Genomic DNA, 10,799 nt, shown 5'->3' with positions numbered 1-10,799 from the left:
GGGGCGCTTCGCGCCCCATCGCCGGCAAGCCGGCTCCCACAGGGATTTGCATTGCTTCTGTGGGAGCCGGCTTGCCGGCGATGGGCCTGCGCAGCAGGCCCTTGAGCGCTCAGCCTGCGAACACTTCCTTAAGCAAGTTATGCATCGAACGGAATGCCCGCTCCGAGGTGCGCCGGTCATACTGCATCTTGCCCGGCACATTGGCGTTCGGATCGGTGAACGAGTGCACTGCCCCGCCATAGCTGAGCAACTGCCAGTCAACCTTGGCAGCATTCATCTCTTCTTCGAAGGCTGGCAGCTGTTCCCGTGGCACCAATGGGTCGGAGGCACCATGCAGCACCAGCACCGAACCCTTGATGCGCTTGGCATCCTCGGGGTTCGGAGTATCCAGCGTGCCGTGGAACGACACCGCCGCCCTCAGATCGGCGCCGGTGCGGGCAAGCTCCAGGGCACAGCAGCCGCCGAAGCAGAAGCCGAAGGTGGCCACCTTGCCAGGCTCCAACAAGGCCTTCGATTGCCCCACCAACTGCGCCAGCGCTTCCTGCATGCGCTTGCGCAGTTCGGCGCGGTCGTTCTTCAACGGCATCATCGCCGTACCGGCTTCGTCAGCATTGGACGGCCGCACCGACTGGCCATACAAGTCGGCAATCAGCACCACATAACCTTGTTCGGCCACTTCCTTGGCGATACGTTCGGCGCCCTCGCCGATACCCATCCAGTTCGGCGCCATCACCAGGCCCGGCTGCGGCAGCGCGCCCGGGGCGTAGACCAGGCGGCTTTCGTAAGCCTTACCTGACAGGTGATAGACCAACGACTCGACGATGACCTTGCTCATTCAGCTCTCCTTGGGCGTTCACGGGTCAGGACAGGATAGATGTATTCGTGGGAGCAGCAGACATGAAAAAGCCCGCCGAAGCGGGCTTTTCTTGCCTCAGGTCAAGCCGACAGCTCGACCAGCAGCTTGTTCAGGCGACGCACGTAGGCCGCCGGATCCTTCAAGCTGTCACCAGCCGCCAGAGCCGCCTGGTCGAACAGGATGTGCGAAAGCTCGGCGAAGCGGTCTTCGCTCTGCTCGCCATCGAGCTTCTCGATCAGCGGGTGGCTCGGGTTGAACTCGAAGATCGGCTTGGACTCCGGCACCTTCTGCCCGCTGGCCTCGAGGATCTGGCGCATCTGCAGGCCCAGGTCCTGTTCGCCGATGGCGAGGATCGCCGGCGAGTCGGTCAGGCGGTGCGAGACACGCACCTCGGCAACGCTGTCACCCAGCGCGCCCTTGAGACGCTCAACCAGGCCTTCCTTGTCCTTGGCGACTTCTTCCTGGGCCTTCTTGTCCTCTTCGGAGTCCAGCTTGCCCAGGTCCAGGTCGCCGCGGGCGACGTCGACGAAGGCCTTGCCGTCGAACTCGTTGAGGTAGCTCATCAGCCACTCGTCGATGCGGTCGGTCAGCAGCAGCACTTCGATGCCTTTCTTGCGGAAGACTTCCAGGTGCGGGCTGTTCTTGACCTGGGCGTAGGATTCGCCGGTCAGGAAGTAGATCTTGTCCTGGCCTTCCTTGGCGCGGGCCAGGTAGTCGGCCAGGGCGACGCTCTGCTCGCCGCTGTCGTCATGGGTGGAGGCGAAGCGCAGCAGGCTGGCGATCTTCTCCTTGTTGGCGAAGTCTTCGGCCGGGCCTTCCTTCAACACCTGGCCGAAGTTCTTCCAGAAGCCCTTGTACTGCTCGGGCTCGTTCTTCGCCAGTTTCTCCAGCATGTCCAGCACGCGCTTGGTCAGCGCGGTCTTCATCGAGTCGATGATCGGGTCTTTCTGCAGGATCTCGCGGGAAACGTTCAGCGACAGGTCGTTGGAGTCGACCACGCCCTTGATGAAGCGCAGGTACAGCGGCAGGAACGACTCTGCCTGATCCATGATGAACACGCGCTGCACGTACAGCTTCAGACCGCGTGGCGCTTCGCGCTGGTACAGGTCGAACGGCGCGCGGGCCGGCACGTACAGCAGCGAGTTGTACTCCAGCTTGCCTTCGACCTTGTTGTGGCTCCAGGCCAGCGGGTTCTCGAAGTCATGGCCGATGTGCTTGTAGAACTCCTGGTACTCCTCGTCCTTCACCTCGGTGCGCGAACGGGTCCACAGGGCGCTGGCGCGGTTGACGGTTTCCCATTCCTGCGCCGGTTTTTCCTCGCCTTCGGCGGCCTCGGCCTGCTCCTTGGGCAGCTCGATCGGCAGGGCGATGTGGTCGGAGTACTTCTTGACCACGTTGCGCAGGCGCCAGCCATCGGCGAATTCATCCTCGCCCTTCTTCAGGTGCAGGACGATGCGGGTACCGCGCTGCGGCTTGTCGACGGTGGCGACTTCGAACTCGCCCTCGCCTTTCGACGACCAGTGCACGCCCTCGGCGGCCGGCAGCCCGGCGCGACGGCTGAACACGTCGACCTTGTCGGCGACGATGAACGCGGAGTAGAAGCCCACGCCGAACTGACCGATCAGGTGCGAGTCCTTTTTCTGGTCGCCAGTGAGGTTCTTCATGAAGTCGGCGGTGCCGGACTTGGCGATGGTACCCAGGTGCGCGATCACGTCTTCGCGGCTCATGCCGATGCCGTTGTCCTCGAGGGTCACGGTGTTGGCGGCCTTGTCGAAGCTGACGCGAATCTTCAGGTCGGCGTCGCCTTCGAGCAGCTCAGGCTTGGCCAGGGCCTCGAAGCGCAGCTTGTCGGCGGCGTCGGAGGCGTTGGAGATCAGCTCGCGCAGGAAGATCTCCTTGTTCGAATACAGGGAATGGATCATGAGGTGCAGCAGTTGCTTTACCTCGGTCTGAAAGCCCAGGGTTTCTTTTTGAGTCTCCACACTCATGGTCTTCAAAACTCCAATCTGTTGGTTGGTGACGCCTGGCGGCCAGCGGGCCGTTTTTGATGGCGGATGTCCAGCAGATGGGGGCAGCCCTGACTATTTCAAGGGCTTTTCGGGTTCAATCTTGAAATGCGCGCGCGCCGTGGCGATCGGGGTGTCGCGATCGCCCTGCCAGGCGGTAATGGCGACGTTGGTCACCCGCCGCCCCTGGCGCCACAGCTGGCACTGGGCGTAGGTATCGCGGTAAAGGCCGGCACGCAGATAATCGATGGAGAAATCGATGATCTTCGGAATGCTCGCGCTTTCGCTGTAGATCAGCAGGTAGAGCGCCGCAGACAGCTCCATGAACCCGGCGATCACGCCGCCATGGATCGCCGGCAGCAACGGGTTGCCGATATTGTCCGGATTGGCCGGCAGACGGAACAGCAGGTCTTCGCCCTGGCGCTCGCATTCGATACCGATCAATCCGGCATAGGGGATCAACGCCAGCAAGGGCTGGTAATCACCCCGGGCGTGGGCTTGGTTCAGCTGTTGGCGGATATCGGTGGGGATCACGTGCGGCGCTCCTTGAGGCTGTTACCGAAGCGGATGCCGCCCTTGACGTCCTGCCCCAGGCGCATGAAGGTGCCGACCACCTGGCAGATCGGTTGCGAAGGGTCATCCTGGTAGGCCGTCCCCCGGGTGAAGATGACATCGCGGGTCACCCGGTAGCACTGGGCATGGCCATAGATGTCCTTGCCCGCCTCGGCCGGGTGCATGTAGTCGATGCGCAGGTCCAGAGTCGGGCACACTTCGAAGCTGGGCAGCGCGCAGAGCGTGGCCATGCCGCAGGTGGTGTCCATCAGCGTGGTCAGCACACCCCCATGCACCGCGCCATTCTGCGGATTGCCGACAATGGCCGGCGACCAGGGCAGCACCAGGGTCATGCCATCGGCGTCGGCATGCTGCACCCGCATCTGTAATACCTGGCAATGTTTCAATGCCGACAGAAAGCGCTCGGCCATCGCCATCAATGGAGTCTCGTTCATTGTCCGCCGCCGCATAAAATGGGTAAAAAGTCTATATAGGCTGGGCAGTTATATATCTGTAACCTGCGTTGAACTTATTCGCCAGGGGCGTACTCGAAGGAACATACAAAGTTATTCCACCCAGGAGAAACACCCCATGCGTAAACCTTTTGCTTTTGCTCTGATGCTGGCCGCTGCCATGGGCCTGGCTGCTTGCGATAAAGCGAGCGAAGACAAAGCCCAGGACGCACAGCAACATGCCGAGCAAGCCCAAGAGAAGATGGGCGAAGCTCAGGATAAGATGAACGACGCCGCCAAGGAAAACGCCGAAGCCGCCAAAGATCAGGCCGAAGCGCAGCAGAAGGCCGCCGAGGAAGCCGCGCCTTCCACTCCAGCGCCGGCCACTGCACCTGCCGAGCCTGCCAAGCAGTAATCTCGCGACATAAAAAAACCCGACACTGTCGGGTTTTTTTATGTCTGTCATTTAAAGCTGAAAGGCTTCAGCCTGCACTATCGGAAGTGTCCCTACTCGCCTCTACCGGTGCACTTTCGGTGGGCGTGAACACCATCACTTCCAGTACATGGGAGTGGAACTCACGGCGATACAGGATGAACACCACGCCCACGCTCATGGCCATGAACAGCCAGGGGCTGATGAACCAGCTCAACATGGCCATGCCGAAGTAATACGAGCGCAACCCCAGGTTGAACTGGTTGGCGGCCAGCGACAGTACCCGCGCCGCCCGGGAGGCGAAAGCCTTGCGCTCGAGTTCGTTGACCTGACGCTCGCCTATCATCGGCGCCGAGCCCACCAACACTGCGGCGAAGTTGTATTGACGCATGCACCAGCTGAAAGTGAAGAACGCATAGACGAACACCGTCGCCAGGCACAGCAGCTTGATTTCCGACATGCCTTGGGACGCCTGCTGCACCAGCGGCAGGTCGGCCAACAGCGACAATGCGCGGTCGGACGCACCGAGCACGGTGAGGATGCCGGCAAGAATGATCAGGGTGCTGGAGGCGAAGAACGATGCGTTGCGCTCCAGGTTGCCTATCACGCTGGCATCAGCGATGCGGTTGTCGCGCAGCAGCATGCGGCGCATCCAATCCTCGCGGTAAAGGTGCAACACGCTGGCCAGGCACGCAGTATCGCGCCCCTTCCAGGTGGCATAGCGTGTGTAGCCGCCCCAGCAGATGGCGAACCAGCAGACGGCCAGGAGGTTGCCCAGGTTGCTTTGGATGAAGGTCATGCAGGAATCCCTTTAAAGAGAAACAGACCGGTTTTCGACGCCCGGATTCGTTAAAAGACACGTGTCTGGCGTTCAGTTTTTGCCTGCACTGACCTCATCGTCGGCAAGCCGGCTCCCACAAGGGATCACTGCCCCCTCTGTGGGAGCCGGCTTGCCGGCGATGAGGCCAGGACAGAAAGACGGTAATAAAAAACCCCGCACCTGTTCAGATGCGGGGTTCGGTTTGCCACCCTTGACTGGCGCCCTTCGGCTTGTGGCCGGCACCAACACCGGGTTCAATCCGTTACGTTAGGCCAGCGCCTCGCGCGGCTTGCCCAGCATGCGGTCGCAGACCACGGCGACAGCCAGGGTGACCACCGATGGCACCAGCCAGGCCATGCCTTCGTTGCTGAACGGCAGGTGAGCCAGGGCGTCAGGCAGTACGTGGGCGAAGCTGCTGCCCTTGATGGCGTCGACAACGCCGAACACCAGCGACACCAGCATGACCGGGGCCAGGATGCGGGTTGGGGAGTTCCACAGGTCCTTCACGAAGCTCAGGCCCACGACCACGATGCACGGCGGGTAGATCGCCGTCAGCACCGGGATCGAGAACATGATCAGCTTGGTCAGGCCCAGGTTGGAGATCACCAGCGAGAAACCAGCCAGGATCACCACCAGGGCACGGTACGACAGCGGCAGGATCTGGCTGAAGTATTCGGCACAGGCGCAGGTCAGACCAACGGCGGTGACCAGGCAGGCCAGTGCGATCAGTACGGCCAGGAAACCACTGCCCAGCGAACCGAAGGTGTGCTGCACATAGGCATGCAATACCATCGCACCGTTGGTGGCATCGGCTGCGATGTCATGGCTGCCCGCACCGAGGCGGAACAGGCTGACATACACCAGGACCAGACCCAGGCCGGCAATCAGGCCCGCAATGATGGCATAGCGAGTGATCAGCTTCGGCGACTCGACGCCACGCGAACGGATGGCATTGACGATGACGATACCGAAGACCAGTGCCCCCAGCGTGTCCATGGTCAGGTAGCCATCGGAGAAACCTTTGGAGAACGCGGCGGCGGCGTAGGCAGGCTGGGCCTCACCGATCGTGCCGGCCGGCAATGCGAACGCCGCGATGCCCAGCACAGCCAGGGCGATGATCTTCAAGGGCGCGAGGAAACGCCCCACGGTGTCGAGCAACTTACCCGGGTACATCGACACGGCCAGGACCACGGCGAAGTACACCACGCTGTAGATGAGCAGTGCCAGCGGGCTTTCACCGGTCAGCGGCGCCACGCCTACTTCGAACGACACGGTCGCGGTGCGTGGGGTTGCGAACAGCGGGCCGACCGAGAGGTAGCACACCGCCGCCAGCAGGCCGCCGAAGAACTTGCCGATCGGGCTGCTCAGGGCGTCCATGCCGCCACCGACCTTGGCCAGGGCGATCACGGTGATGACCGGCAGGCCCACGGCGGTGACCAGGAAGCCGAGTGCGGCCATCCATACGTTCGGGCCAGACTGCAGGCCGACGATAGGCGGGAAGATGATGTTGCCAGCGCCTACGAAAAGCGCAAACGTCATAAAGCCAAGCGCCAGGATATCCTGGCCTTTTAACACTTTCATTTAAGGAAATACCACACTGCTGAAATCGGGAGTCGGAGGGGATTTCCCATAGGATGAAGGGAAATGCTGCCCGGCTTGGTGAGCCAGACCCGTTTAGCGTGTCGTTCCCTTTTGGGGTACGGGCACAGAGTGAACGCGTAGCCTACCTGTTTTGCCCGGCAAACGCACTGGCACAGTGTTGCTTGTCCGATGTGCGTATGTGTTTGTCGTCTTGTTGAACGTGTTAGGCGACCATTTATTGCGTATTCAAACGAATGTCTGGTTGAAAATCCTGATTGTGCCCAACGGATTTTCCTAATGCCTACCGACCTCCTGCTTCAGCCGCGCTCGCCACCCAAGGAACGCAAAACGACAAAGGCCACCCGAAGGTGGCCTTTGTGCGCGTGGGGGGTACTACGTGTTACTTACTTCTTGACTTCCCAGCCAGTCAGCTCGGCCAGGGCCTTGCCGATGTCAGCCAGGGAACGCACGGTTTTCACACCGGCGTCCTGCAGGGCGGCGAACTTCTCGTCCGCGGTACCCTTGCCACCGGAGATGATGGCGCCAGCGTGGCCCATGCGCTTGCCCGCAGGTGCGGTAACACCGGCGATGTAGGAAACGACAGGCTTGGTCACGTTGGCCTTGATGTAGGCCGCGGCTTCTTCTTCAGCGGAACCGCCGATCTCACCGATCATGACGATCGCTTCGGTCTTCGGATCTTCCTGGAACAGCTTCAGGATGTCGATGAAGTTGGAGCCCGGGATCGGGTCACCGCCGATGCCGACGCAGGTCGACTGGCCGAAACCGGCGTCGGTGGTCTGCTTGACAGCTTCGTAGGTCAGGGTGCCGGAACGCGAAACGATACCGACCTTGCCTGGCAGGTGGATGTGACCCGGCATGATGCCGATCTTGCACTCGCCCGGAGTGATCACGCCTGGGCAGTTCGGGCCGATCAGGGTCACACCCAGCTCGTCGCACTTGACCTTGGCGTCCAGCATGTCGAGGGTAGGGATACCCTCGGTGATGCAGACGATCAGCTTGATGCCACCGAAGGCGGCTTCCAGGATCGAGTCCTTGCAGAAAGGAGCCGGTACGTAGATCACCGACGCGTCAGCGCCGGTAGCTTCTACGGCTTCTTTCACGGTGTTGAACACCGGCAGGCCCAGGTGGGTGGTGCCACCCTTGCCCGGGGTGACGCCGCCGACCATCTTGGTGCCGTAGGCGATGGCTTGTTCGGAGTGGAAAGTACCCTGCGAGCCGGTGAAGCCCTGGCAGATGACTTTGGTGTCTTTATTGATCAGGACGCTCATTACTTGCCCTCCGCAGCTTTGACAACTTGTTGAGCAGCGTCGGTCAGGCTGGTTGCCGCAATGATGTTCAAACCGCTTTCTGCCAGTACTTTAGCGCCCAGTTCGGCGTTGTTGCCTTCGAGGCGAACGACGACCGGAACCTTGACGCCGACTTCTTTCACTGCACCGATGATGCCTTCGGCAATCATGTCGCAGCGAACGATGCCGCCGAAGATGTTGACCAGTACGGCCGCGACATTGCTGTCGGACAGGATGATCTTGAACGCTTCGGTAACGCGCTCTTTGGTGGCACCGCCGCCAACGTCGAGGAAGTTGGCAGGCTTGCCGCCATGCAGGTTGACGATGTCCATGGTACCCATGGCCAGGCCGGCACCGTTGACCATGCAGCCGATGTTGCCTTCGAGGGCAACGTAGTTCAGTTCGAACTTGGCGGCGTGGGCTTCACGGGCGTCGTCCTGCGACGGGTCGTGGAAGGTCTTCAGCTTAGGCTGACGGTACATGGCGTTGGCGTCGATGTTGATCTTGGCATCGAGGCAGTGCAGGTCGCCATCGGCCTTGATCACCAGCGGGTTCACTTCCAGCAGGGCCAGATCGTGATCCTTGAACAGCTTGGCCAGGCCTACGAAGATCTTGGCGAACTGCTGAACTTGCTTGCCTTCCAGGCCCAGCTGGAACGCCAGCTCGCGACCCTGGAACGGCTGAGCGCCGACCAGTGGATCGATGGTGGCCTTGAGGATCTTCTCAGGAGTGTCGTGAGCGACTTTCTCGATGTCCACGCCACCTTCGGTGGAAGCCATGAACACGATGCGGCGGCTCGAACGATCGACTACAGCGCCCAGGTACAGCTCTTTGGCGATGTCAGTGCAGGATTCGACCAGGATCTTGGAAACTGGCTGACCATTGGCGTCGGTCTGGTAGGTAACCAGGTTCTTGCCAAGCCACTGGGCAGCGAACGCCTTGGCGTCTTCCTTGCTGCGAACCAGCTTGACGCCGCCCGCTTTACCGCGACCACCAGCGTGAACCTGGGCTTTTACAACCCACTCGGAACCGCCGATCTTGTCGCAGGCTTCTGCTGCAGCTTCAGGGGTGTCGACTGCGAAACCCTTGGAAACTGGCAGGCCGTATTCAGCGAACAGCTGCTTACCCTGATACTCGTGAAGATTCATGCTTTTTACCGTCTTCGTTAGGTACTGCGCTTCGGCGCTGCGCCATTACTGGCGCCGCACCACCTGTGACCGTTGACCCCGGGTTTTCCCATGTGATCCGGTCCGGCGGACGTTCCGCGGTGAGTCTTGCACGCAAGACCCACGACGGGCAGACCGCCGTGGTTTCTTATAATTAACGCTTCTTACGGTTGGCGACGTGAATGGCACCGCCATTCACCGCCAGCGCTGCTTCATGCAACGCTTCGGACAGGGTCGGATGGCTGAAGACCATCATGCCCAGATCCTCGGCACTGGTGCCGAATTCCATTGCGATCGCGCCCTGCTGTACCAGTTCGGCAGCCGATGGGCCAATCACGTGAACACCCAGGACGCGGTCGGTCTTGGCGTCGGCGATGACCTTGACGAAACCACCGGTATCGTTGGCTGCCATCGCACGGCCGCTGGCCGCGAACGGGAAGGTGCCTACGTTAACCTCAACACCCTCGGCCTTCAAGGCTTGTTCGGTCTTGCCGACCCACGCGATTTCCGGGTGGGTGTAGATGACCGACGGGATCAGGTCGTAGTTCATCTGGGCTTTGTGGCCCTTGATGCGCTCGACGACCATGATGCCCTCTTCCGAGGCCTTGTGCGCCAGCATCATGCCACGCACCACGTCACCGATGGCGAATACGCCCGGAACGCTGGTAGCGCAGTGGTCATCGACGAAGATGTAGCCACGCTCGTCGATGGTCACACCGCTGTCGGCAGCCAGCAGGTCAGTGGTCACCGGACGACGGCCGACCGCGACGATCAGCTTGTCGAAGGTGATCTTCTGCTCGCCTTCGGCGTTGGTGTAGGTGACTTCTACTTCGTTGCCGTTGACTTTCGAGCCGGTGACGCGAGCGCCCAGCTTGATGTCCAGGCCTTGCTTGGTCAGGGTCTTCTGGGCTTCTTTCGACACGGCAGTGTCGGCAGCCATCAGGAAGGTGTCCAGGGCTTCCAGGACGGTGACTTCGGCACCCAGGCGAGCCCAGACCGAGCCCAGTTCCAGGCCGATCACGCCGGCACCGATGACGCCCAGGCGCTTCGGTACAGCCTGGAATTCCAGGGCGCCGGTGGAATCGACGATGACGTTCTGGTCGACCGGAGCCGGTGGAATGTCGATCGGACGCGAGCCGGAAGCCAGGATCACGTTCTCGGCTTCGATGACTTCGGTGGTGCCGTCAGCCTTGGTGACTTCGACTTTCTTGCCAGCCAGCAGCTTGCCATGGCCCTGGATCGAAGTGACGCCGTTGGCCTTGAACAGGGTGGCAACACCGCCGGTCAGGTTCTTGACGATGCCGGCCTTGCGGCCAACCATCGCGGCGACGTCCATCTTCACTTCACCCGTGGAGATACCGTGGACGTTGAAGCTCTCTTTGGCTTCCTTGTACTTCCAGGAGCTGTCCAGCAGCGCCTTGGAAGGAATGCAACCTACGTTCAGGCAGGTGCCGCCCAGGGCCAGCTTGCCCTCGGCGTCGGTGTACTTCTCGATACAGGCAGTCTTCAGACCGAGTTGGGCAGCCTTGATGGCGGCAACATAGCCGCCAGGACCTGCACCAATCACCACTACGTCGAATTTCTGGGTCATAAAAGATTCCTTATCAGCTACAAGCTACAAGCCGC

10 protein-coding genes are annotated in these 10,799 nt (G+C 61.1%); 1 reads left to right on the top strand and 9 read right to left on the bottom strand.

Features of this window, described 5'->3' with window-relative positions:
• Positions 1–109 precede the first annotated feature (109 nt).
• The 4 genes from ACVWY1_RS24305 to ACVWY1_RS24290 all read right to left on the bottom strand — a co-directional run bounded on the left by ACVWY1_RS24305 (position 110) and on the right by ACVWY1_RS24290 (position 3,869).
• Complete coding sequence (locus ACVWY1_RS24305) at positions 110–835, bottom strand: dienelactone hydrolase family protein (protein WP_139669731.1); 726 nt, start codon at positions 833–835, stop codon at positions 110–112.
• 101 nt (positions 836–936) lie between these two features.
• Positions 937–2,844 (bottom strand): molecular chaperone HtpG, encoded by a 1,908-nt coding sequence (gene htpG, locus ACVWY1_RS24300; protein ID WP_102684712.1) that lies wholly within the window; start codon positions 2,842–2,844, stop codon positions 937–939.
• Between the two features lie 93 nt (positions 2,845–2,937).
• On the bottom strand, positions 2,938–3,396 hold the full coding sequence (locus ACVWY1_RS24295) for a PaaI family thioesterase (protein WP_110704451.1): 459 nt from the start codon (positions 3,394–3,396) through the stop codon (positions 2,938–2,940).
• Positions 3,393–3,869 carry a PaaI family thioesterase gene (locus ACVWY1_RS24290; RefSeq protein ID WP_111533203.1) on the bottom strand — a complete coding sequence of 159 codons (477 nt, stop codon included), beginning with the start codon at positions 3,867–3,869 and terminating at the stop codon, positions 3,393–3,395. Before ACVWY1_RS24290 ends, ACVWY1_RS24295 begins: the two co-directional genes overlap by 4 nt.
• 136 nt (positions 3,870–4,005) lie before the next feature.
• Here ACVWY1_RS24290 and ACVWY1_RS24285 point away from each other — a divergent pair, with 136 nt between their 5' ends.
• Entirely contained in the window at positions 4,006–4,281 is a 276-nt protein-coding gene (locus ACVWY1_RS24285) for a hypothetical protein (protein ID WP_046854770.1), read from the top strand.
• 67 nt (positions 4,282–4,348) lie between these two features.
• Here ACVWY1_RS24285 and ACVWY1_RS24280 read toward each other — a convergent pair whose 3' ends face one another.
• From ACVWY1_RS24280 to lpdA, 5 genes are all read right to left on the bottom strand, one after another.
• Positions 4,349–5,098 carry a DUF599 domain-containing protein gene (locus ACVWY1_RS24280; protein ID WP_102684710.1) on the bottom strand — a complete coding sequence of 250 codons (750 nt, stop codon included), beginning with the start codon at positions 5,096–5,098 and terminating at the stop codon, positions 4,349–4,351.
• 288 nt (positions 5,099–5,386) lie between these two features.
• On the bottom strand, positions 5,387–6,700 hold the full coding sequence (gene brnQ, locus ACVWY1_RS24275; protein WP_046854768.1) for a branched-chain amino acid transport system II carrier protein: 1,314 nt from the start codon (positions 6,698–6,700) through the stop codon (positions 5,387–5,389).
• Between the two features lie 404 nt (positions 6,701–7,104).
• Positions 7,105–7,989, bottom strand: a complete 885-nt coding sequence (sucD, locus tag ACVWY1_RS24270) for a succinate--CoA ligase subunit alpha (RefSeq protein WP_004376004.1) — start codon at positions 7,987–7,989, stop codon at positions 7,105–7,107.
• Entirely contained in the window at positions 7,989–9,155 is a 1,167-nt protein-coding gene (gene sucC / locus ACVWY1_RS24265) for an ADP-forming succinate--CoA ligase subunit beta (protein WP_023629628.1), read from the bottom strand. The genes sucD and sucC overlap by 1 nt, the downstream gene beginning before the upstream one ends.
• A gap of 172 nt (positions 9,156–9,327) precedes the next feature.
• Complete coding sequence (lpdA, locus tag ACVWY1_RS24260) at positions 9,328–10,764, bottom strand: dihydrolipoyl dehydrogenase (protein ID WP_102684708.1); 1,437 nt, start codon at positions 10,762–10,764, stop codon at positions 9,328–9,330.
• Positions 10,765–10,799: the final 35 nt, after the last annotated feature.

This window comes from Pseudomonas sp. TE6288 (assembly GCF_054062095.1).
Note: the sequence above shows the minus strand (reverse complement) of the source record. Positions and strands in the feature narration are given on the sequence as shown.

Bases quoted from the DNA above. Each gene is read 5' to 3' on its own strand.
- ACVWY1_RS24305 (WP_139669731.1), bottom strand. From the start codon at position 835: ATGAGCAAGGTCATCGTCGAGTCGTTGGTCTATCACCTGTCAGGTAAG.
- htpG (WP_102684712.1), bottom strand. From the start codon at position 2,844: ATGAGTGTGGAGACTCAAAAAGAAACCCTGGGCTTTCAGACCGAGGTA.
- ACVWY1_RS24290 (WP_111533203.1), bottom strand. From the start codon at position 3,869: ATGAACGAGACTCCATTGATGGCGATGGCCGAGCGCTTTCTGTCGGCA.
- ACVWY1_RS24285 (WP_046854770.1), top strand. From the start codon at position 4,006: ATGCGTAAACCTTTTGCTTTTGCTCTGATGCTGGCCGCTGCCATGGGC.
- ACVWY1_RS24280 (WP_102684710.1), bottom strand. From the start codon at position 5,098: ATGACCTTCATCCAAAGCAACCTGGGCAACCTCCTGGCCGTCTGCTGG.
- brnQ (WP_046854768.1), bottom strand. From the start codon at position 6,700: ATGAAAGTGTTAAAAGGCCAGGATATCCTGGCGCTTGGCTTTATGACG.
- sucD (WP_004376004.1), bottom strand. From the start codon at position 7,989: ATGAGCGTCCTGATCAATAAAGACACCAAAGTCATCTGCCAGGGCTTC.
- sucC (WP_023629628.1), bottom strand. From the start codon at position 9,155: ATGAATCTTCACGAGTATCAGGGTAAGCAGCTGTTCGCTGAATACGGC.
- lpdA (WP_102684708.1), bottom strand. From the start codon at position 10,764: ATGACCCAGAAATTCGACGTAGTGGTGATTGGTGCAGGTCCTGGCGGC.